Raw genomic sequence first — 25,569 nt, 5'->3', positions numbered from 1 at the left:
CCTATAAGGAGGATATTAAGCATGGACTTACTGCAAATAGGAATTGTGATTGTTGTACTACTGTTGCTGGTGAAGCCAGTGGGTACTTATATGTTTCATGTATTCTCCAATGAACCCAATCGGACGGATAAGATATTCGGTTCCATCGAAAATGTGATCTTCAAGATCATCGGGTTAAGAAATCGTGACAGTATGAATTGGAAACAGGTTGTACTGAGTTTAATTGCTACGAATGCGGCGTTAGTCGCCATTGGTTACTTGCTTCTACGTTTTCAAGGAATCCTGCCAGGAAATCCAAGTGGTAACGAGAATATGGAAGCATCGCTCGCCCTTAACACAATCATCAGTTTTATGACCAATACCAATCTGCAGCATTACAGCGGCGAGAGTGGTTTGACTTATTTAACGCAAATGGCAATTATTACGATGATGATGTTCACATCGGCAGCGTCAGGAGCTGCGATTGCGGTCGCATTTATTCGCGGGATTACCCGGAGTGGGGAAGGGTTAGGTAACTTTTTTCAGGATTTCACCAAAGCTATTATTCGTATCTACGTACCACTAGCACTTGTTGTTACCATCGTATTGGTTGGCTTAAAAGTACCACAAACGTTCGACCCGACAGCTTCGATAACAACGCTTGAAGGGGTAGCGCAACAAATATCTATGGGTCCGATCGCTTCACTGGAGTCCATTAAACATCTTGGAACAAATGGTGGTGGATTCTTTGGAGTCAACTCGTCTCATCCATTTGAGAATCCAAGTCCACTGACGAATGTTATTGAAATATTAAGTATGTGGACTTTATCAGCATCGCTACCGTATATGTTTGGTCTGTTTGCGAGGAACAAGAAGCAAGGATGGGTCATATTCTCAGCCATGATGATTCTGTTCTTGGTATTTCTAAGCGTCAGTTATATGTCTGAAAATTCCGGAAACCCTGCGATTAATGCGCTAGGTATTGAATCTTCTCAAGGTAGTATGGAAGGAAAAGAGGTTCGGTTCGGCATAGCACAATCGGCATTGTTCTCTACCGTTACAACGGCTGCGACAACGGGATCGGTCAACAACATGCATGACACATTAACACCTCTCGGAGGACTTGCAGCACTTTCTGGAATGATGCTCAACGTCGTATTTGGAGGTAAAGGTGTCGGGTTGGTTAACATGTTGATGTACGCAATATTAGCTGTCTTTATTTGTGGGCTAATGGTTGGGCGGACCCCAGAGTTCTTAGGACGTAAGATTGAGGCCAGGGAAATGAAGTTGATTGCACTTGTTATTCTGGTGCATCCGTTTATTATCTTAGTTCCTACGGCGCTCTCATTCATGACCGCTTCGGGCTATGGTTCAATAAGTAATCCGGGATTCCATGGTTTATCCCAGGTCTTATATGAATACACTTCATCTGCAGCGAACAACGGCTCCGGTTTCGAAGGGCTTGCGGATAATAACGTATTCTGGAACGTATCGACCGGTCTCGTGATGTTCTTTGGACGCTACATGTCGATTATTGCGATGCTTGCAGTAGCGGGTTCACTTAGTGCTAAGAAACCTGTTGCTGAAACGATCGGTACATTCCGTACGGATAATAAGCTATTTATTGGAATATTGCTCGGTGTTGTCCTATTGATCGGGGCGTTGACGTTTCTTCCGGTCATTGTCTTGGGCCCTGTGGCCGAATTTTTAACACTCCATTAGAACGAGGTGCTTGAACGATGAGTAATAACCGCCAAAGCATGTTCAATGGTGAAATAGCCAAACATGCTGTTAAAGAGAGTTTTATCAAATTGAATCCAATGTTTATGATAAAGAATCCCGTGATGTTTGTTGTTGAGGTGGGGACATTGGTTGTACTGATGATGGTTCTATTTCCAAGTTATTTCGGAACCGAAGATCAACTGGGGTTTAATATCACGGTGTTCTTGATATTGTTATTTACGGTCCTATTCGCTAACTTCGCTGAATCGCTAGCAGAAGGACGTGGGAAGGCGCAAGCCGACTCCTTGAAGAAAGGTAAGCAGGAAATTAAAGCTAATAAACGTATAGGCTCGGAGATTAAGGTTGTTAATTCTACGGAGTTACGTAAAGGCGATGTCGTTATTGTCTCAAGGGGAGAGATGATTCCTGGAGATGGTGAAGTTATTGAAGGATTAGCATCAGTGGATGAATCGGCGATCACGGGCGAATCAGCTCCCGTGATCAAGGAAGCTGGGGGTGATTTCAACTCGGTAACCGGTGGAACACGGGTAGTCAGCGATGAAATCATAGTACGGATTACTGCTGATCCAGGCGAATCCTTTATCGACAAGATGATCTCTCTTGTAGAAGGTGCGACCCGTCAGAAGACACCCAATGAAATAGCACTTAATACGTTGCTTACTTGTTTGACGTTAATATTTCTAATCGTAGTGGTGACGTTGGCTCCCATCGCTAAATATTTCGACATTGATCTGCCGATTCCAGTCCTCATTTCATTGTTAGTATGTCTAATACCAACAACGATTGGTGGCTTACTATCCGCCATAGGTATTGCAGGTATGGACCGCGTGACCCAATTCAACGTGTTGGCGATGTCGGGAAAAGCCGTCGAGGCTTCTGGTGATATCAACACGATGATTCTCGATAAGACAGGAACAATCACGTTTGGTAATCGGATGGCAAGTGAATTTATACCTGTAGGTAGAATGTCTAAGAATGAGTTGGGTTATTGGGCGGCGATAAGCTCCTTGAAGGATGAGACGCCTGAGGGGCGATCTGTACTTGAACTTATGAGAAAACTTGATTATACCGTAGAGGATCAACTTGCAGCAGGTGGAGAATTCATTGAATTCAAAGCACAAACGCGAATGAGCGGTATCGATCTGAAAGACGGACGTCATGTACGTAAAGGAGCCGTTGACTCTGTAAGGAAATGGGTTGAATCCCAAGGAGGACTCATTCCTGCAGATTTGGAAGAAAAGGCGAACGTGATTGCTTCTGATGGAGGAACACCGCTTGCAGTTGCAGTAGACGGCGTTATCTATGGATTGATTTATCTAAAGGATACTGTAAAACCGGGCATGAAAGAGCGGTTTGATCAATTAAGACAGATGGGGATCAAAACCATCATGTGTACAGGAGATAATCCTCTGACTGCAGCGACCATTGCTCGTGAAGCAGGCGTTGACAGTTTCATTGCGGAAAGTACACCGGAAGATAAAATCGCAGTTATCCGTCGTGAACAAAACGAAGGTAAACTAGTTGCTATGACAGGTGATGGTACGAATGATGCTCCGGCACTTGCTCAAGCCGATGTAGGCTTAGCCATGAACAGTGGAACGACGGCTGCGAAGGAAGCAGCTAATATGATCGATCTTGATTCGGATCCTTCCAAGATTATTGAGGTTGTTGCTATCGGCAAGCAACTATTAATGACACGTGGGGCGTTAACGACCTTTAGCATTGCGAATGACGTAGCGAAATATTTCGCCATCATACCAGCGATGTTTATGGTCGCTATTCCCGAAATGAATGTGCTGAATGTAATGAATTTAGGTTCACCGCTCTCGGCAATACTCTCAGCACTCATCTTCAACGCTGTCATTATTCCACTGCTCATTCCGCTTGCTATGAAAGGTGTTAAATACAAGCCTATGGGTGCAAGTAAGTTGCTCAGTCGCAATTTGCTTATTTATGGACTTGGTGGAGTTATTGCTCCCTTTGTCGGGATCAAAGCTATTGACCTGTTTGTACACTTATGGATATAAGACCTTGGAATAAGATGGTATGCGTTATATGCCATAGAATACAATCGGGAAAGGCAGGAAACAGCAATGAATAATAAGGAGTCGTCCAAAAAAAATTCAATAATAGGTATCGCTGTGCGTGTCAGTCTTGTGATGATCGTACTGTGCGGAATTATTTATCCCACGGTTAGTACAGGTATAGCACAAGTGATTTTCCCGCAACAAGCGAATGGTAGCATGGTGAAAGATGGAGAAGGTAAGGTGGTTGGTTCCGAGCTCATTGGACAGACGTTTACCAATCCTACAATGTTCCAAGGTCGTGTATCAAGTATTGAGAACCATGGAGCAGGCTCTGGCTCCAACAACTATGCACCGTCTAATCCAGAATTGGTGAAACGTATCAAGGAATCAATGGTTGCTTGGGAAGTGGCTAACCCGGATATTCCTGTACAGCAACTACCGATTGATCTAGTAACGAACTCAGGTTCAGGGCTAGATCCAGATATTTCACCAGCCTCTGCCAAAGCGCAAATCTCACGAATCAGCAATCTGACTGGATTAGATCAGGCTGAGTTGGTCCAATTGGTGGACTACCATACCCAAGAGCGTGACTTGGGTGTGTTCGGGGAGCCGAGAGTCAACGTGTTATTGTTGAACATCGCTTTGGGAGAAATGATCAAATAACGATGGAAACCTTCAAAAGAAAAACCCCAGAAGAAATCCTTATGTCTATTTACCAGTTACATCGAGGACGATTAAAGATTATTATTGGAGCCGTGAGTGGTTCAGGAAAAACGTATCATATGCTAAGGGAAGGGCAACTTCTTAAGGTACAAGGCATAGATGTTGTTATCTGTGCTGTTACCACATCCCAGCGGACTGAAACGGTAGAACAACTTGCAGATCTGGAACGTGTCCCCAGCATTCATTGGACTAAGAATAATATAGAACAGAAGGATTTGAATTTAGACGTTCTGCTGGAGCGGAATCCAGAAGTTATTCTAGTGGACGCGATTGCTCATCGAAATAGACCGAATGCGCGTTTTTTGACAAGACTTGAGGATATTCAATACCTGCTTAGTCAGGGGATTAGTGTTATTACCACGGCAAATGTATACGATCTGGAAGGTGTTGGGGAAGTAGCCAGAAGAATGACCGGGATTGAAGTAGAAGAAACAGTGCCAGCCAATACGCTTGCACTAGCGGATGAAGTTCGACTTATTGATGTAACGCCAGAAACACTATTGAGTCGAATGGCCAGTGGGAAATTTCATCTTAGTCAGGCGGAGACGGATATTGTTTTCAAAAGGGGTAATTTAGCGATACTACGCGAATTGGCTCTTCGTCACGTTGCTGAAGGTGTTAACGATTCATTGGAGAAGCATAACGAGGAGATGGGGCAGTTAGGTCCAACGGGTGCAACTGAGAAGATTCTAGTATCTGCTCAATATCATTGGAATAGTTCAATCTATGTTCGACGTGGGCAACAAATAGCTAAGAGGCTCAATGGGGATCTTTACGTTGTTACCTTTAGGAATACACGGAAGAAAATGAGCAGAGAAGCTGAAACTTTTAAAAGTTCGCTTGTTAAATTAGTTGAAAAAGTGAATGGTAAATTTGAGGAACTTCCTTTCAGCTCTAGAAGGTCACTTCCTAATAACTTAGTTAAGTGTGCTATGGAGCATAGGGTGACCAGGATCGTGTTGGGTCATTCAAAGCAAACGCTTTGGCAGGAATGTTGGCAAGGTTCAATCATCCATGACATTCTAAAAAAGACATGGAACGTGGATGTGTTTGTAATTGCAGATCGAGCAGAGCATGAGGGAGAACGTATTCTACCCACAAAAGTGAAAGGTCCGGAAGAGAGTTCTGTGTATCGGCGTTTAAGTCCTGAAGAGGTTGACCAGCAAATCGAAAGAATCAAACGGGGGCAATTTAAAGTATATATTGGGTCTGCACCTGGTGTCGGTAAAACATATACCATGCTGCGAGAAGGAAATGATCTAGAGCGGTTTGGAACGAATGTGTTGATCGGATTTCTAGAAACGCACGGTCGTAAAGAGACAGGGGATCAGATAGGATCGCTTGGAAAGATCCCAAGAAAAGTCGTGGATTATCGTGGTACGCGTCTAGAGGAAATGGATACTGAGGAAATTATTCGACAGCTACCCGATGTCGTTCTCGTTGATGAACTAGCACATACCAATGTTCCGGGTAGTAAAAATAAGAAAAGGTATGAAGATGTGATTGAGATTCTGAACGCAGGCATTTCGGTAATCACGACCGTAAATATACAGCATTTAGAGAGCCTTAATGATGCCGTTGAACAAATTACGGGTGTTCGAGTTAGGGAAACCGTACCTGATCATATTTTACGCCTAGCGGATGAAGTGCAGTTGATTGATGTAGCACCACAGTCCCTCCAACAAAGGATAAGGGAGGGGAAGGTCTACGCGTTCGATAAGGTCGAGCAATCTTTAGGTAATTTTTTTAAAACAGGTAACTTAATTGCTTTGCGTGAGCTTGCTCTAAGAGAGATCGCAGACGACGTAGATGAACGTTTGGAGGCTTGGGAGCGAACAAGTTCTTTAAGAGGACCTTGGCGGAGGCAAGAAGTGATATACGTATGTGTGGAATTAACAGCTCATGCGGAAAGCTTAATACGAAGAGGATTTCGAATTGCTCATCGTCTCAAAGCAACGTGGTACGTGACCTATGTACAGCTAGTTCATTCAGAACGGACAGAACAAGATGAATTTCGAATTAAGGGGCTAGAAAAGCTAACGGTGCAGTTAGGAGGTCACTTTAACATTCAACAAGCGAGACGTCGCAGTCACATTGCAACGCTGCTAATCACCCAAGCAAACGAGCACAAAGCCACTCAGATTATCGTAGGTCAATCCAAGCTCCGTTTAGTTCAAATGATATGGAAAGGATCTATTGTGAAGCGACTACTGCGTACAGCAAGACATATAGATGTGCTCGTTGTAGCGAGATTTTAAATGTGAGCAGGAGATTATTCTCCTTCTTCATGGATTGCGTATGAAATATTAGGAGGTAATGGGTGGGTTCCTTAGATAAATACGCCTCCCCCCTTTTAAAAAGAGATATATAACAAGAAAAGACCACTGGATACAGGCATGTGTATGCCTTTACCAGTGGTCTCTTTTGAGTATTAAATTTTGGGTTTTACTTTAAAATCCTTTATATTGAGGCTCTTCGTTCTCTAATTGTTGCACGCGCGTTTCTACCTGTTGAACGATTTGTTGCGTTTGTTCAGCCGCACTGGTAAACGTTGTTTTTGCTTCTTGGTTTTCTGTTTCTATTGCGAATTGTTCGAGACTGGCTTGAGCGCCCTTTAAAGAGGCTAGGCATGTTTTTACTTGAGAAGCAACGGTCATCTAAGTTCACCTCTTTTATTTACTCGTATTTTGTTAGAAAGCAACGAACATAATATATCCGTCTTGAGTTGAAGCTATACTTCACATCAGAAAATAAGTTGTATTCGGTTAAAATAAGCTATTTAGGGACACCTTACTTGTATCAACTTTTGGGAGGTAAGTCCATATGCAGGAATGGATGTTAGTTACTGTACGTACGATCTTAACGCTTGTCGTTCTTTTTCTTATGACGAAGCTTCTTGGGAAGAGACAAGTGTCTCAGCTTTCTCTATTTGAATACATAACTGGAATTACGATCGGGAGCCTTGCAGCGACGATACCGATTGAAGTGGATGGCACTTGGCATTTGGGCCTAATATCGATGTTAGTGTGGGTCGCTTGTTCTCTGGGTATCGAATTTATAACGATAAAGAGTAAAAAGGCTAGAGATATTATAGATAGTAAAGGAACAATCCTCATAAAGGACGGTAAAGTCCTCGAGGACAATTTGAAGAAGGAACGACTTACTTTGGATGAATTAATGGAACAACTAAGAAGTAAGAATGTGTTCAGGCTGGCAGATGCCGAATTTGCTGTGATGGAGCCGAGTGGAGAGGTCAACGTTCTATTAGTAAAAGAAAACCAGCCCATTACACCGAGTTCACTGGGCATTACAGTGGCGCCAGAACAAGAGCCACAAGCTGTCATCATGGACGGGAACATTATGGATGAGCCGCTTGCTACGATCGGATTAAACCGAGCATGGTTAGATGTAGAGTTGGAGAAAATAGGTGTGGCAGTCGAGAATATATTTCTTGCTCAGGTTGATTCTTATGGACAGTTATTCGTGGATCTGTTCGATGATCAGATTATTGTACCTAAACCGCAGAACAAGGCAACCTTATATGCGACATTGAAAAAATGTGAAGCTGATTTAGAAATGTTCGGTCTATCTACTAACAATAAGCAGGTAAAGCAAATGTATGAGCAATGCTCAGTTGAACTAGAAAAGGTCATCGACAACGTTAGACCAGTACTCACTCGTTAACGGCTTCATGATCAATTGAATAATGGAGGTAATGTCCATGGCAAACAATAAAAAGAAGAATTTAACGCCAACGCAACAGGAATATCAGGAATTAGCTCTGAAAGTTCAACCGCCAAGACCTATCCTTAAAAATTGTATACGCGCGTTTATTGCAGGTGGAAGCATTTGTCTGATCGGACAAGCGGTTCAGGAAATGTTTGTTCATTGGGCAGGGTTTACCGAGAAGACAGCGGCAGACCCTACGGTTGCTGTCATGATTCTCATATCCGTTATATTGACAAGTCTTGGTGTGTACGACAAAATCGCGCAATGGGCAGGAGCTGGTTCTGCGGTACCCGTTACAGGATTTGCGAACTCGATGGCATCTGCAGCGATTGAGCATCGCAGTGAGGGGATCGTCTTAGGTGTGGGTGGTCAGATGTTTAAACTTGCAGGTCCAGTTATCGTATTCGGTACGGTCGCTGCTTTCGTTGTTGGAATCTTGACATGGTTATTTCAAGGCGGGGGGGGATCATAACATGTTAAAGGGGCATCAAAGTTGGGTGTTTGAGAATAAACCAGTTCTTCTTGGAAAAGCGACGGTTGTGGGACCATTTGAAGGAAGAGGGCCACTTGCTAAGGATTTCGACATTGTCCACGGTGATTCTATGTTGGAGGAAGAGAGTTGGGAAAAAGCTGAGAAAGTGTTGATGGAAGAAGCGGCTAAATTGGCTATTGAGAATGCCGGATTGACGAAGGAACAAGTACAGTTTTACGTTGGTGGTGATTTGATGAATCAGATTATAAGTAGTAGTTTTGCTGCACGAACATTATCGATCCCTTACCTAGGTGTGTTTGGTGCTTGTTCCACATCCATGGAGAGTCTGGCTATCGCTTCGATGATCGTGAATTCTGGATATGCTCAATATGCTCTGGCTGGAACATGTAGTCATAATGCAAGCGTTGAGAAGCAGTTCCGCTACCCGACGGAGTATGGATCGCAGAAACCACCAACGGCTCAATACACCGTGACGGGGGCAGGGGCAGCGATCGTATCGACCACGGGGGATGGACCAGTGGTTACTTCTGCAACGATTGGTAGGGTTATCGATATGGGGATCACAGATCCGTTTAATATGGGAGCGGCTATGGCTCCTGCTGCAGTAGATACGATGGAGGCGCATTTCCGTGATTTGAATATTGAGCCTGGTTACTACGATCTAATCGTAACAGGTGACCTATCGAAGGTAGGCTATGAAATCGCCTGCAAATTGTTAGAGAAGCATAATATCCCAATGCATCAAACGGAGTACAAAGATTGTGGGATGATGATTTATGATTATGATACACAGATGGTTCAATCCGGCGCAAGTGGCTGCGGTTGTTCTGTAGTTGTTACCTATGGACATTTACTTAATCGTATGCGCAGAGGGGAACTCAAGCGGATTCTCGTTGTTGCAACGGGGGCGCTACTTTCCCCGCTTAGCTTCCAACAAGGGGAGAGTATCCCTTGTATCGCCCATGCGGTATCTATCGAAGCCGGGGGGAGTATATCATGATATTTCTATGGGCATTTCTGGTTGGTGGAGCTATATGTGTGTTTGGACAAATTTGTTTCGATGTGTTTAAGCTGGATCCTGCACATACGATGACCTTGCTTGTGGTGATAGGTGCAGTCATGGATGGGTTAGGGTGGTACGAACCGCTTATTAGTTTTGCTGGCGCCGGGGCTTCTGTTCCGATTACGAGTTTTGGTAATGCACTGGTGCATGGAGCGATAACGGAATTGAAGGAGGATGGAGTGATCGGTATTATCACCGGGATATTTAAAGTGACGAGTGCGGGGATATCAGCAGCGATTATTTTCTCCTTCTTAGCCGCTTTATTTGTCAAACCGAAAGGATGACAACTTCCATCCAGTGAACTGCAAAGGTCGTTATGGTGCGAGTTCAATAAGTCAGGTTTGCAGCATATACATTTCTATTAACGCTGTGCTGTGGGGATCATACAGAGTCTCCTCATCACAGCGTTATGAATATGTATGTCCAAATCATGAACCCTTCAAGGTGCATATACTAGTCGCAATTCCTCCTGAAGAAATCGATATGACTGAATAGAAAAAGGTTTCCCATGAAATAAGTAGCCCACCCATTCCAATAACTAGCCCATCGATTAAAAAAATGATGACACCAATATTCAAAACTGTATGTTTAGACAATAGTTTGGCGATGAGATCGGTTCCACCTGTGCTAGCTTCGTATCGAAGCATTAAACCAAGTCCAGTTCCAAGTAGGAATCCCCCGAACATAGAACTTGTGAGAGGCCCTAATTCAATATAATAAAGAAAATGGTATTGAAATGGTAGCAGCAACTCTATGAGTATCGAAGAAATAAGCATGCCAGATAAGCTATTATAAAAAAAGACGCGGTTTTTGAGCCAAGCTATGATGAAGATGGGAATGCTACAAACGATGATAACCAATCCAGTTTTGAAACCAAACATATAATTCATAATTAACGCAATCCCAATAAATCCGCCATCTAATACTTTAAAGGGAATAAGGTAAAAGTCTGTACCGATCGCAATTAACAGACTACCAAATAATATGATCGCAAATTTTCGAAAAGATAACATAGTGGACAGCTCCCTTAATGTGCGAGTTCAAAAGGTGACTTTTTGAACAACCTCTAAAAGGCATGTCTGATTTATATGTTAGTTTTTTCTAATACATGATAATTGAGCTGTATATTTCATGATCTGTGAATAAGTACAGGCAATCACTAGCGTATTAACATCTAATGTATGAAGAGGTGATGATATGCAGAAACGAAGCTCAGACCATGCACAGGGAATTGATATTTCGCATTGGCAGGGAACGATTAACTGGGAACAAGTTCGGGCGGCGGGTAAAGTTTTTGCCTTCATCAAAGCCAGCGAAGGCAGCACAGTGAAGGATAAGCAATTTCTAACTAACGTACAAAAGGCCACGGCAGCGGGCTTGTTGGTCGGGGCGTATCATTTCTCAAGAGCAACTAGTCCAGCAGGTGTGAAGATTGAGGTTGATCATTTTCTCTCAGTGGTATCTCCCGTAACTAATGATATGAAACTACCTTTGGTACTTGATATTGAAACGAAGGAAGCGGGTAGTAAAGCGAATATCGTAAAGACAGTGCGTGCTTGGGTCGAATATTTCAAACAGCGGACAGGCAAGTACCCGATGATATATACATTTCCGAACTTTATAGATACGTCATTAGATGCTTCATTCGGAGATATTAAATTGTGGTATGCCTACTACAATAATGATGGTACCCCAATTAATCGAGGTGGTTGGAAGGATTGGGAGTTCCTGCAGTATTCTAGTTCGGGGAAGGTTAAAGGAATATCAGGCGATGTGGATATGAATGAATATCATGGGTCCGAGAAAGAACTTAGAGACAAGTACGATCCTACAATGGTGACCCCTCCGCCAACAGAAATTGATGGTAAATCCCCGCTGTGGAAAGAAACGGGCCGACAATGGTTGATTGATGAATTAGGAATTTCGGAGGATTGGAAGGCAACGGATGTAGTAGATATTGGCACATTGGGCACAATTCTTAGTAGAGCTATGAACAATAAAGGATAAAGTAAGTGTGGTACCTCTATCGAATAAAGAAGAGGGCCCTCTTTTTTGATGACAACTCACTTCGTAAATCTACGACCTGAGTCGTGAGAGGTTCAGGGTGTGCATCTAGGGTGAATGTATTGTATGATGAATAAATCATACAATAAATCAGAGATAGCTGTGACTACAAAGCGGCTGTGACGTTGGAAAGGAAGTGGAATTATGAAAGGAAATGCGACATTACTGAAAGATGCCACTAAGGTATTAGCACAAACTAGCAGAACATTTATTATACCCATTAGCCACTTAGGAGCTGGACTGCAAGAGGCTGTTACAGCAGGGTACCTTAGTATGAGAGCGATTGACGAGATTGAAGATCATGAGAAGCTAGCTAAAGAAGATAAAGTTTCTCTTTTGCAATCGGTTTCTTCATTGTTGAAGACGAATTATACAGATGATCAATTCGCAGCATTATTCGAACCTTATAAGAAGGAACTTCCTGAAGTGAGTCTGCGACTGACAGATTGGATTAAGCTAGCACCTACACAGACCAAAGAAATGATATGTCGTTACACTTCAATTATGGCTGAAGGAATGGCTATATGGGCATTGAAGAATTGGAACATTCAGAATAAAGAGGATTTAGATGACTATACCTATTATGTTGCTGGGTTAGTTGGGATTATGCTATCTGATTTGTGGACCTTGTACGGAGAAAGTGATGTGAACAAGGAACAAAGTGTCGCTTTTGGACGCGGATTACAATTGGTGAATATTATAAGTAATCGTTCTGAGGATTCCGAGCGTGGTGTGAATTTTCATCCACCAGGATGGAGTTTTGATGAAATGTTAGATTATGCTCGGCAGAACTTGAAGATTGCTGACTCTTATACGAGTCGGATCAAGTTAGATCCTATATATAACTTCTGCAAAATCCCTCTTGCACTTGCCAACGGAACATTGGATGCTATCGTCGCTGGTAAGTCCAAACTTAATCGTATTTCTGTACTCAAAATCGTGAGTGGAGCGATCAGATAAATTTATTCAAGGGCGAATCGTTACACGCGTGTGTATAGGGACAAGTGAAGATAGCGTAAGGACATCGCTATTAAACATTCGAATACATCCGTGGGATACTTCTTTCCCAATGGATGAAGGGTTGTTCGTCCCATGGATGCCATAGTGAGGTTTGGACAACCCCATCCATAGCACGCCGAATGGACCACCCGGATTCAATTGCTTGTTAATAATGGTGAATTCACCATGTGGGGTTTGAGTTAGCATCTTTCCGATTCCTACGGGGAAGCCCCTAATCACACGATTAGAGCCGTCGAGCAAATACAAACTACGATCTGAGAGATCTACAATGATTCGATCATTCGGCATATACCTGATCACTCCTTTGATATAAGGGTATGTGATAGGTGGGTTGGATGTGAACGTGTAGACAAATGAAAAAGCACCCGGAATATTCATTCTAGGTGCTCTGTTAGCTTGCAGCATAACAAGCAATATATTTAACCCCTGTCAACCAAGTTAAGATGGTTACAGTTGGTCCCTTTAGCACAGATGGGTTACAGAATAAATGACTTCCAACACAACAAAAGCCCTACCTCTCTTTTGTCCTTACGGCTCCAATGACCGCGCCAGTGTGAATCAGATACGTCCTTAAAACTCTACTTCATTAGGGTTTGTTAAAATAGAAATTTCAAACTTCATTAGGTGAAGGGTTATTCTTCTTGCGAGGAACGCTATGGGGTTAAATTTCAAATTACAAATTCAATCATAGCACAAATAAATTCAGAAAGCAACCTATTTGTGCTACGGATTATAATAAAGATTACGCCATATCCATTACGAAATAACATTAGAGTTCAATGATCTTTGTAGCAATGTTGTTGTAAAAATCACTGTCATGCTCCACAAAAAGAATGGTTGGTGAGTATTCAAGCAGTAACTCTTCAATTTGCATGCGAGAAATAATATCGATAAAATTAAGCGGTTCATCCCAAATATGCAAATGAACGTTCTCGCAAAGACTTTTTGCAATCAGCACTTTCTTCTTTTGACCGCCGCTAAAATCTGAGATATCCTTTTCAAACTGAACTCTGGAAAAATCAAGTTTTCTTAAAATAGATTTAAAAAGACTTTCATCAATTCCAATGTTTCTAGCGAAGTCCGTTAAATTACCCTGTAAATGTGAGGTGTCCTGTGAAACATAGGATATTTTAAGCTGACTTCCCATTCTGAAGGTGCCAGTATAGTTTATATGATCACCGCAAATAAGTTTGATAATACTTGATTTTCCGGAGCCATTTATACCTGAAAGTGCAATTCGCTCACCTTGCTCAATCGTAAAGCTTATATCTGTGCATACCATCTTCTCACCGTAATAAATCGAGACATGTTCAAGTTCAACAAGTTGGTTTTTATGAAAATGAAGTTGTGAAATCTTTAAGCTGTCAGAGTTTTCAATGTTTTTAAGGAGTATAGACCGTTCATCAATTGCAGATTGCTGTCTCTGCTCAATTGTTTTAGAGCGTTGCATCATTTTAGCAGCTTTGTGACCAATATACCCCTTATCTACCTTAGAGCCAGAATTTCTTGTCCCATTTTTAGTATTCTCTACTTCATGTGACCAGTTTCCTGTTTGTTTAGCAGCATCCGACAAGCGTTTAATATCTTTTTTTAACTTTTCATTCTCTGCAAGCTCGAAGTTATCTTGTCTCTGTTTATTTTTCCACCAATCGGAGAAATGGCCTTTTTGAATGTCTACGTTGGTCTTATTGATTGAAAGTATGTGATCTACGCAGTTATCAAGAAATGATCTGTCGTGAGACACTAGAATAAATCCGCTTTTGGTATTGAGATAATCACTGACAAGTTTTCTTGCACTCATGTCAAGATGATTGGTTGGTTCATCAATTAATAGAAAATGATTCTCCTTAAGAAATAATGTAGCCAACAACACTTTCGTTTGCTCTCCGTTGGACAATGAATTAAAGGGCCGATATAAAACATCCTCAGAAACCTTTAGCAATGAAAGTTCACGGATTAATTTCCAGTGAATATAGTCTGGAACAATGTCATTGATTACATCGAGGGTATTACTTTCTTTATTTTCGACATGGAAAGGGAAATAATCAAAACTGACACTAGCAGAAATATGTCCACTGTATTCGTATTTACCAAGCAATAAGTTGAGAAATGTTGTCTTACCTCTGCCGTTTCTTCCCGTAAATCCTAATTTCCAATCGGTATCGATTTGAAAACTTACATTTTCAAAGATGTTATCGTAACTGCCATCATAGGCAAAAGTCAGGTTTGTAACATTTATTAATGACATAAAATTATCCTCCTGTATACAAAAATAAAAGCTACAAGAAAGTTACCTTCTTGTAGCTCAAATAAATACAGCAAATCCAACCCGCGCTGGGATTAGATATGGATATATCGATTGAGTGAAAAGATATAGTAACTTTCTTGCATATAAATAATAAAACATGCGTAAAATATCGCTTTTATTGTTTTATTATTGTATATAATCAGCAAGAAAAATACATTATCCTTTTCAACTCCATTCATTAAATTAAACGTATCTTATCATATTGATTTTGTAATTTCAATAAATAAAACTGGCTCAAAACCAAAACTTGTGTAAGAGGCCGCTACGATGACGGATTGTCCTTCCGATCGCTGTTGCCCTCCGATTTCTTGATTGTATACCGCTTAGCGGTTGAAATCAGAGGACAAAGGCGAACGCTATCGCTTCTTCAGGACAATTCCATCACCTGCGCTGCTTCGTACTTCTCCACTTCATCCGACCCAATCCCTCTTATTAGTAGCTTAAAACCGTGGAATCAGAAGGAGACAATCTTCCTACTTACTTGTTCAGATGAGTGTCATATTCCTTCGAAAGTGCAGGCTTTTCTTCCGAAACCAATGATATCACTAAGGTACCTGCAATCACGCAGGTATTTAATCATAAGTAGGATAGTTTGTCCCTTTAATAGGCTAAAAGATGTATTACCGCAGGAATCTGGAGTGAATCGATAGATCAAGCAGAAAAAGGATGTACCGTTGCAAGCTTTATACCATACGTTGGGTGCTGTTGGCTCTATAGAACGGTAGTAAGGTGGTTCTTAAGTTACTTCACAACGGATCAAGACCAGTATAAGGTTTAGTTGTGTAGAACTGTAATCGGATCTTATCGAAATAGTCAAGCGTTGATTTTAGTGTTGAGCCATAAAACCGGCTACTATTGCTCTTCTTCCGTGACTAAAGTGTAATTGTCATTCGTAATTGTAAGCAAATCTCGTATACCTGAAGATGCGATGATTTGCTTATCCTTGGTAATAAACAAAGCATCTGTATGCTCTAAGCTCTCAATGAACGCTAGACCCTTCTCAATACCTAATGCGAACAAAGCGGTAGATAACCCATCGGCATCGATGGATTTATCAGTTAAGATAGTGACACTGTTGATATTATTCTCCACTGGAAAGCCTGACTTCGAATCTAGAATATGGTGATAGTGCTTACCGTTCTCCACGAAATAACGTTCATACACACCTGAGGTTACAATCGTCATGTTGTCTACATGAATATTGCCGATAGGGTTTCCGCGAGTTTCATCTGGATCTTGAATACCGATGGTCCATAATTTATCCCCGGGTTTCTTCCCCATAGCAAACACATTTCCTCCAAGGTCAACGATGGCGCTGTTAAACTCTTCGGCTTGTAAATATTCGACAATCTTATCTGCTGCGAAGCCTTTGGCAATAGAGCCAAGATCGAGAGACATTCCTTTTTCAGTGAGATACACTTCACGCTTGTCCGGATAGAGCTCTACGTTCTTATAGTTGCTAAGTTGTATGGCTTCATTGATCTTATCGGTTGGGGGCACTTTGGCACCCTCGTTACCGATATTCCATAATGAGACTAAGGGGCCGATAGCCATATTGAACCGACCTTCAGAGCGTTCGGAATATTCATAAGCCGCGGAGATGACATGGAAGGTATCTTCAGAGACTTGCACAGGCTTCACGCCCGCGTTACGATTAACGTCGGCAACCTCGCTCTTGTCATTACTCCGGTTCATTTGAATCTCAATCGTATCGAGAATATTCTGAATATCATCGAAATTCTTCTCTGTGGTCTTGTCATCATACACTCTTACTTGAACAATCGTATCAAATACATAGAAGGATTTGGATACAGGCTCAATCTTTGAGTTAGAGGATGATTTGGAATTTCCACAACCTGATAAGGCGATCATCAGGCATAACATTAGCAGTAACGGTGCATGTTTGAATGGTTTCATAGTATTCCCTCATTTTCAGCGCATTTTCGAAATGGATTATAACAATAATAACAATGAAAAGAAAGGACTAACATCATGTTTGACAAATAGTATTGAATCAATACGAATAAGACGTTGAAGCTTCTTCAGAAGATAGGTATAATTAGGACGTATACATTGTAAACAATATAAAATATAAGGGAGTTATCCATGAAACGCGGAGACCTACTGATTATTACGATCATTGCTGCTGTGGCTTTATTCTTCCTAGTTCCAAGATGGTTTCCCGGAGATGCTAGTGAAAATAATCACATTAAAAATTTGACGGCTGATATTACTTTGAATGGTAAGCTTTTTAAGACGATCGAGTTGACCAAAGAGGAACAAATCATCGAAATTAAATCAACGCGCGGAACGAATGTCATTAAAGTGCATGATTACGGTGTGGAAATGTATGATACGGACTGCCCAGATAAAGTATGTCAAACCTTTGGATTTATTGACCGACCCAAACAGAGTATCATTTGTTTGCCCCACCGGGTTATGGTTGAAATTAATGGCGTGCAAGATGTAGGAGATGAGCCAGATGTCATTGTCAACTGAGGAATCTACCCGTATGTTGAAAAGAATAGTTATTGTGGCGATTTTTGCTGCAGTAGCTGTTGTTCTTAGTATAGTAGAATCTATTATCCCTGTTAATCTTCAAATTCCAGGTGCCAAATTAGGACTAGCGAACATCATGATTCTGACCTGTTTATACTTTTTAAGAGGTAGAGATGCATTGATGTTGGTTATATTGAAGACTATTATTACAGCTTTTATCTTTGGAACATTCTCCAGTATGCTGTTCAGTCTATTCGGGTCACTATTTAGCTTTATCGTCATGTTCATAGTGATCAAGTTAGGGCGAAATCAAGTCAGTTTAATTGGAGTAAGTGTTATAGGCGGCGTTGGGCATAATTTCGGACAAATCACTGCTGCGTCGATTGTTTTCCAAACATCGAATATTTATTATTATATGCCATTGCTACTGTTGACGGGTCTGGTTACTGGAGTCTTGGTTGGTATTGCAGTTAAATATCTAGTGCCTTCTTTAACAAAACTATCTTTATTTGAGGAATTTCAGGGTGATGGTTTGGGAAGGCGCCAGTATACGGGGGATGAATTTGAACCTGTAACTCTAGAGAATAGAGAATCGATCGCCATGCAGGGACAGAACGCTCCAGCTCTTGAACTTCAGGATGTAACCTATGGATACGCGAAGGATCAGCTCGTTGTAGACGGCATATCTCTGAGCATTCCACAAGGACAATGGGTGACTTTGGTCGGAGCGAATGGTTCTGGTAAATCAACGCTCGTCAAGCTTTTGAATGGACTTCTTCCGAAAAGCGCGGGGTCGATCATGGTGAAAGGAATAGAACTGGAATCAGATACAATCGGGAGAATTAGACAGACGGTAGGAATGGTGTTCCAGAACCCGGATAATCAGTTTGTTGGTACGACGGTTGAAGATGATATTGTTTTTGGACTTGAGGGTCAATGCCTCTCCATAGAAGTGATGGAACAAAGAGTGAAAACCTACGCTGCTAAGTTTGGCATTGCCGAATTGTTGCATAAACACCCAAGTGAGCTATCAGGGGGGCAGAAGCAGCGTGTAGCCATTGCATCTATATTAAGTATGGAGCCGGAAGTAGTTATTTTTGATGAAGCCTCTTCCATGCTAGATGAGAAGACTCGAAATGATCTGATGATTATTTTGTCTGATATGCATAGGAGTGGACAGTATACGATTGTTTCGATTACGCATGATGCGGAGGAGATCGCCGCTTCAGAACGAGTACTCGTATTGCACGAAGGTAAGCTTATTGCGGATAGAACACCAACGGAACTATTTCGGGATGAGTCTATGCTAGAAAAGTGTCATTTGACAGCACCCTTTGCCTTCCAGCTAAGAAATGAGCTGCATAGGCATGGGGTGGACATTCCGATTCCTAGTTGTGAAGAGGAGCTTATAGAGGCGCTATGGCCATTACATTCAAACAAGTAAATTATGAGTATGATGCCAACAGTATGTGGAGTCAAGCCGCCCTTCAAGGGGTGGATTTGCATATAGAGGCAGGTAAGTTAGTAGGTATAGCTGGAGCTACGGGTTCTGGTAAGTCTACTTTGCTACAGATGTTTAATGGAATATTGAAACCAACTTCAGGAACCGTTCAGGTGCTTGATCTTACGATGGTAGCAGGAGAGAAATCTCCAAAGCTTCAGCAATTACGCAAAAGAGTAGGGCTTGTTTTTCAATTTCCTGAACAGCAATTATTTGAAGATACCGTGGAGAAGGATCTATGCTTCGGCCCTATGAACTTCGGATGTAGCTTAGAAGAAGCGAAGGAACGCGCACATGTAGCGATGGAAAGAATGGGTTTAGACCTAGAGTTACTCTCTCGTAATCCATTTCAGTTGAGTGGTGGACAAATGCGCAAGGTAGCGATTGCGTCGGTACTCGCTATGGACCCTGATATATTAGTGCTTGATGAACCAACGGCTACGCTAGATCCGGTTAGTAGGGCAGAACTCATTCAATTATTATATCGTTTGTGCCAAGAGGAAGGTAGAACAGTCATTATTGTCACACACCGGATGGATGAGCTACTTCCTTTTGCAGATCAGTGGATGGTTCTACACGAAGGCAGAACGGTATTTCAGGGGAGCGTACAAGCATTCGTTGCACAAGCGGATGAAATGGAGAAATACGGAATAGCTATTCCACAGTCTATCCGTTATTGGCGTGCGTTGTCCGAGAAGTTTGGATGGAGTGAAGAAGAACCCTGCTTGAGTGCAGAGGCTATGTCCAAAAGGATTGCGCAATCGGTCAACTCAGAGGACGTACAAGGGGAAGAGGGATCGATATGAGCGAGAAATTGCTAATCGGCCGAACCATTGATACAGGATCGTGGGTGCATAGCCTGGATCCTCGTGCGAAGATGATCGCGATGCTTCTATATGTTGTTATGATCATTATGTCTAACACATGGATAGAGATGGTTTGTATGCTTCTGTTCTCGATGGCAGTCATAGCTTCAACACGTATTCATATAAAGTATTATGTTCGAGCTGCTAAGCCACTATGGATATTGATGGTCTTTATATTTATTGTTCAGTGTTTAAAAGTTGTGGATAAGAATGGGATCGTACTCATGAGTATTGGTACATGGAATTTATATCTAGAAGGATTTCGCTTAGGGCTATTTGCCGTCTTAAGGATGGTGTTCCTTGTGTCTTTCACAGCTATCCTAACGTTCACAACGACACCGGGACGGCTTAACCAAGGACTTGAGGGCGTGCTGAAGCCACTTCACTGGATCAAGGTATCTCCTGACCGTCTTACGCTTATGATTAGTATCGCCCTTCGGTTTATTCCGACTATTCTAGAGGAGACGCAGATTATACTCAAGGCCCAAGCCTCAAGAGGGGCAGATTTGAAGGAACTCCCGTGGAAAGAGAAGGGGAAAATGTTGGTTTCTTTGCTTGTACCTGTAACAGTAGGTGCATTTAGAAGGGCGGAGGATCTAGTTCACTCGATGGAATCAAGAGGATTTCGTATAAGAGAGCCACGAACAAAGTATCACCGTTTGATATGGAGGAAGAGAGACACCCTATTTATTAGTTTATTTATCATCATGGTCATTGTTGTTGTATGGATGTCAAGTTCTGCAAGTGGAGATATTTGGACGCTCTAAAAAGTCGTGGAGATGAAAGAAGCATATGAATTATAAAAAGGTGATTTATAAAGGTAAGCAATTTGGCGAACTAGTGATGTTCTCGCATACATTATTTTCACTACCTTTTGCGGTTATTTCAATGGTATGGGCTGCGGGTGGATGGCCCTCTTGGTGGGTTATGATCTGGGGCTTAATTGCGCTGATCGCGGCTCGAAATGGGGCTAATGCCTTCAATAGATTGGCAGACCGTAAGTACGATGAACAGAACCCGCGAACCGCATCAAGACATCTGCCACAGAGATTGTTGCAGACGAGAGAAGTTACTCTTTTTGTTATTATTAATTACTTCATATTTATAGTCGCTGCATCTATGTTGAACCCGCTATGTATGATATTATCCCCTGTAGCGATTCTTCTGATCACAGTGTATTCGTATACGAAACGGTTTACATGGCTGAGTCATCTGTATCTCGGATTTGTGATCGCATCCGCTCCTATAGGAGCATGGTTTGCCGTAACAGGCCAGTTCGCTATTACACCCTTTGTGTTGGGAACGGTTGTCATGCTCTGGATTGCTGGGTTTGATGTTATATATGGAACACAGGATATTGAGTTCGACCGTACTCATGGGTTATGGTCTATTCCTAGCTTCTTCGGTTTGAAGTCAGCGCTTTGGATGGCCAAAGGAATGCATGCCATTATGGTGTTATTGTTATTTAGCCTCTATTTCTTCAGAGATTTGAGTTGGATGTATCTGATCGGATTAGGCGTTGCGGCCATTCTACTCATGGTGGAACATGGCATTATACAACCGAACAAACCAACATTAATGAAAGTTGCCTCGTATCATTTAAATCAAGTCATCAGTATGGTTATAGTGGCTTGCACTTTATTAGATTTCTTTCTAGTCTCTTGATCATATCAGTCGTTAATAAGGCCCCAAATTTATGGATTGAAACTGCGTAGCGCTTGAAATTCGGAAGCATGTGCTTTCGCTTGCCCATAATCTGTTGAAGCAAGCTGCAATGGATAAAAAGCAAAAAATAGCAGGTCAAGGTGGTTTATCCTTGACCTGCTATTTTTTGAGACAGCCCCATTTCAGCAGAGACGGAAATCGCCCTTGAACGAGGACGATATCCGTCTCTGCTTGGAGTGTTTACTTAAAGTGCGTGATTAAACACGCTTATTTATACATGACTGGTTACTTGGTTACTTTTAACTGAATGCTGTTGGATTTGTAGATTACTTCTACTTTGTACTGGCTTGGCAAACCTACGGTTTCAATGGAAGAGAAAGCTCCATCCCGTTCATTAAACGTTATAATTGTGTCTCCATTAACGGGAACATAATTATCCGTAAAATGTAGGCGTAATTTTCCGTTGAGTGTTGCTATTTTATTGATTTTGAGTAGATCAGTTTTGCTGCCGATGTTAAGCTCGAGTGTACCCTTTGCAGATTGTTTATAATTTTCACCGATAATCAGTTGTCCGGCAACATCTTCCCGGAGAGTTCCTCCGTTGTTCGTCACACTTGCTGTTCCGAAAGCCGTCTTCGAATTGCCTTCTAGTGTACCTTCCTCAACCTGTGTACCTCCAGAATACGTATTGTTGCCTTCCAGCTTCAATGCGCCTGTTCCCTTTTTTGTAAGATTCCCGGTGCCGGAAATATCGTTACGCCAGCTATCTAATGCATTGAACCCGCCTTTTTTAGAATCCATGGTCACTGTTACGCTGTTGGCAAAGGCGCCATAACCATCTGCAGCGGCAAAGAGATTAAGCCGTCCCCATCCCTCAGCATCATCAAGCACGGGGTAACCTGAAGGGAGACCCGTAGTAGCTAGCACCCAACGGCGCTGGGTACTGTCAAGGTAAGGAAGACGTGTTTCAAGCAGTACTTCAGCTCCTTTAGGAACGACCATTGGAGAAGTTATGGAGTCAATCTTGCTGAAGCCATATGTTAATCGTTCGGTATAACCTTTTTTGTTCGTGACATAATCGCTGTATAGATCTGTGGATGTACCAGTTTGCGTTAATAGTTCACTGTGAGCTTCCTCATAAGCGGCCTGTTTCAAACTGTTATTGTCTGGATCAGATAGGATAGCGGCGGATACCGCAGTTGCCATGACGCGTCCTCCGATGACATCAAGCGGTGAATGCATCCCGGCAACAATACGATTGTTACCAACCTCTGAAGCGCGAGTTATTAGTTCCTGGTAACGCTCTGGTACGGCATAGGCTAGCGCGAGAGCACTGAGATATGCGGCATTCGTATGACCGCTGGGAAATCCGCCATCTTTACTTGGGTCAGAATTTTGCACAGGAAGGAGGGTCGGAACTACGAGAGAGTTGTCTACCCAACGAAACGGGCGGGGATAATTAAAGTACGCCTTAGCTGGATTCGTCGTGGAATATTCACCGCGTAAAGTATTGACCAGCCCCACCATGTTACCCAGACTAGAATCTGTGCTACCTGCGTTGTTACCTTCGTCACTGTATTTTTGCGTTGTGGCATCTGCTGCGACATCATTGATCGTTGTGGTCGCTTCCGCTTTAGCCCGGTATGTATCAGCATGCGAACCCAGACCGTCGATCACGCTGTAGCTCTGATTTCTACGGTCATCCAAGTATGCTACATCAGCCTCAACGGCAGTGCGGCGAGTATACGTGTTAAACACTTTTAGAATATTGAGATTCAGCACGCTATCGTTCAGCTTGGTACCCGTATCCCAGGTCGACCCCGCAGTCCACAGCTTATTAAATCCGGAAAGTAATCCGATTGTTGGATTTGAATCTACTGTTGAATTATCCGCTTTATTATTTTTATAATGATCTACGAAATATCCCGAAGACGGTGCTGCTGGCAAAGTAACTGTTGTGGGAGTTGTTGCCGCACTTGCGTAACTTCCACCTAGGGAGCTTAGAAGTATGGGTACAGATAGCACGGCAACGGTTACTTGCTTCTTTAATGATTTCATTCTTGAATCATATCCTCTCTAGTTAACAATCTAGATATAAATTATATATCTAGATTGTTAACTAGAGAGGATTCTTTTGTTAATTTTAAAATTAGTGAGAAGAAAGGAGAGGGGATAAGGAAATCGATATATAAATAAGGGGATATATGTATAAATGGCATCAAAAAAACTGGAAGAGTCGCAAAAGTAGGACTTTCCAGTAATTTAGATACATATGTTAATGATCGCGTCCAGCGAAGTAATCGAGCAAGGATTGAAGATCTTGATGTGCGGGAAAAGAGGTTAGTTGGTCAATAATACATTGGGCTTTCTCCAAATAATGATGACTGAGTTGTTCTGTCTGTTCTAGTGCTCCAGAGGAACGAATCGCATCCATAGCATCATTAATCTCTTCTGAAGTAGAAGTGGCATTTATGGATCGTATAGTAGCCGCTAGCTCAGGTCTCTGCAGAGCGTACATGACAGGCAAAGTAACTTGTCCCTGGATCAGGTCGCTGCCAGCCGGTTTACCTAGAAGTTCAGGACTCTGGGTGAAATCAAGTAGATCATCTTGAATCTGAAACGATAACCCAAGGTACTCGCCGAATTGATATAATAGTTCCGCAACTTCAGGTTCAGTCTCTGTAGATAAGGCGCCAACACGTAGACAGGTTGCGATTAACTGAGCAGTCTTATTCCGTGATTTCTCTAAATACTGTTCCAATGTGAAATCATAATTATATCTATGTTCGAGTTGCTCATATTCACCTAGGCAGAGCTGAGCGGTTGCGATCGCTGACAAGTCATGGACATAAAGATTTCTTTGGGAGGAATCTTCAGAGAGAAGTTCGATAATTCGTGCAGACATATAGCTGCCAATATAAACGGCTTCTGATACACCGGTATTGATATGCATAGCGGGTTGCCCCCTGCGCATATCAGATCGATCGATGATATCATCATGGACAAGTGAGGCTGCATGAATAAATTCTGCTGCAGCAGCTAATTGAATCTGTCGATGTCCAGGTGTTGTTGTGCCGAATCTACTTCCTACAATGACCATCAAAGGTCGGATCCTTTTACCACCTGAACGAATAAGTGTAAGGATACTTTTAGATATAATGGAGGAAGAAGGTACATCTTTATCTGATCTGACGATATGCTCAATGGCCCTGTTGATACGAGGTAGATTAATATTTAGAGTCTCATGTAGTTTCATCTTTACCCTACCTGTTCAACGGCTGTACAGTTCGCATGACGTTGAAATTCAATATTTAAGAACTGTTCCAAGCAGGTGGATAACAACTCAACTTCGGAATGTCCCTCAGCCCATTTGATTTGCCATTTCTTGATATGGGGCGCCAGGAATGAGATCAGATCGAATTCTTTATACTGGAGGGCTAGTTGAATATAAAGGCTGTATAAATAATCTCCATCCAACACCTTGCGGGTTAGATTAGGATCAGAATAGTGGCAGTCTTTATGACGGCTTGTGGCAAGCTTCAGCACGGTGTAAAGTGCTAGAAGATGAACTTTGCGCTCATAACCTAGGTCATAACTATTCAATAGTGATTCCACAACCGGCATGTCCGTCCAATCGATGTCCAACGCAATTCCAGCTTTAGGTGAACATTCAGCCTGGAGTAAACGGATGGTTTCATTCATAAGTTGTGTGTGCATATGCTTCACCCCTTGGAATCGGTTTTGTAGTCGTTATTAAAATATAAGAAAGTATAAGTTTCACTCCATACTCATTTTCTTATATTTCGGCAGAGACGGATACCTCAAAGCGATACGAAGTATCGCTAGCATCGGAAGCATAAACTCCTTCAAAATGACGGCGTAGCCGTTT

Annotated in this window: 23 protein-coding genes; 15 read left to right on the top strand and 8 right to left on the bottom strand. The window is 42.2% G+C overall.

The window, feature by feature from the left end; genetic code table 11:
* Window positions 1–21: 21 nt before the first annotated feature.
* From kdpA to ACP8HI_RS19530, 4 genes are all read left to right on the top strand, one after another.
* Window positions 22–1,701, top strand: coding sequence for a potassium-transporting ATPase subunit KdpA (gene kdpA / locus ACP8HI_RS19545; protein WP_438347841.1), 1,680 nt, complete (start codon window positions 22–24; stop codon window positions 1,699–1,701).
* A 17-nt stretch (window positions 1,702–1,718) separates the two neighbouring features.
* Entirely contained in the window at window positions 1,719–3,749 is a 2,031-nt protein-coding gene (kdpB, locus tag ACP8HI_RS19540) for a potassium-transporting ATPase subunit KdpB (protein ID WP_438347840.1), read from the top strand.
* A 66-nt stretch (window positions 3,750–3,815) separates the two neighbouring features.
* Window positions 3,816–4,412 (top strand): potassium-transporting ATPase subunit KdpC, encoded by a 597-nt coding sequence (gene kdpC, locus ACP8HI_RS19535; RefSeq protein WP_438347839.1) that lies wholly within the window; start codon window positions 3,816–3,818, stop codon window positions 4,410–4,412.
* Window positions 4,413–4,414: 2 nt separating this feature from the next.
* Complete coding sequence (locus ACP8HI_RS19530) at window positions 4,415–6,730, top strand: universal stress protein (RefSeq protein ID WP_438347838.1); 2,316 nt, start codon at window positions 4,415–4,417, stop codon at window positions 6,728–6,730.
* 192 nt (window positions 6,731–6,922) lie between these two features.
* Here the strand turns inward: ACP8HI_RS19530 and ACP8HI_RS19525 are convergent, their stop codons facing one another.
* On the bottom strand, window positions 6,923–7,129 hold the full coding sequence (locus ACP8HI_RS19525; protein ID WP_438347837.1) for a DUF1657 domain-containing protein: 207 nt from the start codon (window positions 7,127–7,129) through the stop codon (window positions 6,923–6,925).
* A gap of 166 nt (window positions 7,130–7,295) precedes the next feature.
* On the opposite strand from ACP8HI_RS19525, the gene ACP8HI_RS19520 reads away from it, so the two are divergent.
* The 4 genes from ACP8HI_RS19520 to spoVAE are packed head-to-tail and all read left to right on the top strand — an operon-like array spanning window position 7,296 to window position 10,041.
* On the top strand, window positions 7,296–8,156 hold the full coding sequence (locus ACP8HI_RS19520) for a DUF421 domain-containing protein (protein ID WP_438347836.1): 861 nt from the start codon (window positions 7,296–7,298) through the stop codon (window positions 8,154–8,156).
* A 37-nt stretch (window positions 8,157–8,193) separates the two neighbouring features.
* Window positions 8,194–8,673 (top strand): stage V sporulation protein AC, encoded by a 480-nt coding sequence (gene spoVAC, locus ACP8HI_RS19515; protein ID WP_438347835.1) that lies wholly within the window; start codon window positions 8,194–8,196, stop codon window positions 8,671–8,673.
* A 1-nt stretch (window position 8,674) separates the two neighbouring features.
* A complete protein-coding gene (gene spoVAD / locus ACP8HI_RS19510; RefSeq protein WP_438347834.1) occupies window positions 8,675–9,694 on the top strand; it encodes a stage V sporulation protein AD in 1,020 nt (339 codons plus the stop codon).
* On the top strand, window positions 9,691–10,041 hold the full coding sequence (gene spoVAE / locus ACP8HI_RS19505; protein WP_438347833.1) for a stage V sporulation protein AE: 351 nt from the start codon (window positions 9,691–9,693) through the stop codon (window positions 10,039–10,041). The genes spoVAD and spoVAE overlap by 4 nt, the downstream gene beginning before the upstream one ends.
* 144 nt (window positions 10,042–10,185) lie before the next feature.
* Here spoVAE and ACP8HI_RS19500 read toward each other — a convergent pair whose 3' ends face one another.
* Entirely contained in the window at window positions 10,186–10,770 is a 585-nt protein-coding gene (locus tag ACP8HI_RS19500) for a YitT family protein (protein WP_438347832.1), read from the bottom strand.
* A 184-nt stretch (window positions 10,771–10,954) separates the two neighbouring features.
* On the opposite strand from ACP8HI_RS19500, the gene ACP8HI_RS19495 reads away from it, so the two are divergent.
* Together ACP8HI_RS19495 and ACP8HI_RS19490 are read left to right on the top strand one after the other, a co-directional pair.
* On the top strand, window positions 10,955–11,764 hold the full coding sequence (locus tag ACP8HI_RS19495) for a glycoside hydrolase family 25 protein (RefSeq protein ID WP_438347831.1): 810 nt from the start codon (window positions 10,955–10,957) through the stop codon (window positions 11,762–11,764).
* 201 nt (window positions 11,765–11,965) lie between these two features.
* The gene (locus ACP8HI_RS19490; RefSeq protein WP_438347830.1) at window positions 11,966–12,781 is read left to right on the top strand and encodes a squalene/phytoene synthase family protein; all 816 of its coding nucleotides are present in this window, start codon (window positions 11,966–11,968) and stop codon (window positions 12,779–12,781) included.
* 6 nt (window positions 12,782–12,787) lie between these two features.
* Here ACP8HI_RS19490 and ACP8HI_RS19485 read toward each other — a convergent pair whose 3' ends face one another.
* The 3 genes from ACP8HI_RS19485 to ACP8HI_RS19475 form a co-directional block, all read right to left on the bottom strand.
* Window positions 12,788–13,129, bottom strand: a complete 342-nt coding sequence (locus ACP8HI_RS19485) for a L,D-transpeptidase (RefSeq protein WP_438351907.1) — start codon at window positions 13,127–13,129, stop codon at window positions 12,788–12,790.
* A 481-nt stretch (window positions 13,130–13,610) separates the two neighbouring features.
* Window positions 13,611–15,089 carry an Lsa family ABC-F type ribosomal protection protein gene (locus ACP8HI_RS19480; protein ID WP_438347829.1) on the bottom strand — a complete coding sequence of 493 codons (1,479 nt, stop codon included), beginning with the start codon at window positions 15,087–15,089 and terminating at the stop codon, window positions 13,611–13,613.
* A gap of 912 nt (window positions 15,090–16,001) precedes the next feature.
* Window positions 16,002–17,066 carry an FAD:protein FMN transferase gene (locus ACP8HI_RS19475; protein ID WP_438347828.1) on the bottom strand — a complete coding sequence of 355 codons (1,065 nt, stop codon included), beginning with the start codon at window positions 17,064–17,066 and terminating at the stop codon, window positions 16,002–16,004.
* 189 nt (window positions 17,067–17,255) lie between these two features.
* On the opposite strand from ACP8HI_RS19475, the gene ACP8HI_RS19470 reads away from it, so the two are divergent.
* Genes ACP8HI_RS19470 through ACP8HI_RS19450 form a run of 5 tightly spaced genes read left to right on the top strand, consistent with a single transcriptional unit; the run spans window position 17,256 to window position 21,680 of the window.
* The gene (locus ACP8HI_RS19470) at window positions 17,256–17,648 is read left to right on the top strand and encodes a NusG domain II-containing protein (protein ID WP_438347827.1); all 393 of its coding nucleotides are present in this window, start codon (window positions 17,256–17,258) and stop codon (window positions 17,646–17,648) included.
* The gene (locus ACP8HI_RS19465; RefSeq protein WP_438347826.1) at window positions 17,632–19,092 is read left to right on the top strand and encodes an energy-coupling factor transporter ATPase; all 1,461 of its coding nucleotides are present in this window, start codon (window positions 17,632–17,634) and stop codon (window positions 19,090–19,092) included. Before ACP8HI_RS19470 ends, ACP8HI_RS19465 begins: the two co-directional genes overlap by 17 nt.
* Window positions 19,068–19,955: an energy-coupling factor transporter ATPase gene (locus ACP8HI_RS19460; protein ID WP_438347825.1), complete on the top strand. Its 888-nt coding sequence runs from the start codon at window positions 19,068–19,070 to the stop codon at window positions 19,953–19,955. Before ACP8HI_RS19465 ends, ACP8HI_RS19460 begins: the two co-directional genes overlap by 25 nt.
* The gene (locus ACP8HI_RS19455; protein WP_438347824.1) at window positions 19,952–20,782 is read left to right on the top strand and encodes an energy-coupling factor transporter transmembrane component T family protein; all 831 of its coding nucleotides are present in this window, start codon (window positions 19,952–19,954) and stop codon (window positions 20,780–20,782) included. The genes ACP8HI_RS19460 and ACP8HI_RS19455 overlap by 4 nt, the downstream gene beginning before the upstream one ends.
* A gap of 25 nt (window positions 20,783–20,807) precedes the next feature.
* Window positions 20,808–21,680, top strand: coding sequence for a UbiA-like polyprenyltransferase (locus ACP8HI_RS19450; RefSeq protein ID WP_438347823.1), 873 nt, complete (start codon window positions 20,808–20,810; stop codon window positions 21,678–21,680).
* A 285-nt stretch (window positions 21,681–21,965) separates the two neighbouring features.
* Here the strand turns inward: ACP8HI_RS19450 and ACP8HI_RS19445 are convergent, their stop codons facing one another.
* The 3 genes from ACP8HI_RS19445 to ACP8HI_RS19435 all read right to left on the bottom strand — a co-directional run bounded on the left by ACP8HI_RS19445 (window position 21,966) and on the right by ACP8HI_RS19435 (window position 25,382).
* Complete coding sequence (locus ACP8HI_RS19445; protein WP_438347822.1) at window positions 21,966–23,738, bottom strand: phosphatase PAP2 family protein; 1,773 nt, start codon at window positions 23,736–23,738, stop codon at window positions 21,966–21,968.
* Window positions 23,739–23,955: 217 nt separating this feature from the next.
* Window positions 23,956–24,936 (bottom strand): polyprenyl synthetase family protein, encoded by a 981-nt coding sequence (locus tag ACP8HI_RS19440; RefSeq protein ID WP_438347821.1) that lies wholly within the window; start codon window positions 24,934–24,936, stop codon window positions 23,956–23,958.
* A gap of 2 nt (window positions 24,937–24,938) precedes the next feature.
* The gene (locus tag ACP8HI_RS19435) at window positions 24,939–25,382 is read right to left on the bottom strand and encodes a hypothetical protein (protein ID WP_438347820.1); all 444 of its coding nucleotides are present in this window, start codon (window positions 25,380–25,382) and stop codon (window positions 24,939–24,941) included.
* Window positions 25,383–25,569: the final 187 nt, after the last annotated feature.

The organism is Paenibacillus sp. FA6, assembly GCF_051550225.1.
Classification (GTDB): Bacteria; Bacillota; Bacilli; order Paenibacillales; family Paenibacillaceae; genus Paenibacillus_AQ.
Note: the sequence above shows the minus strand (reverse complement) of the source record. Positions and strands in the feature narration are given on the sequence as shown.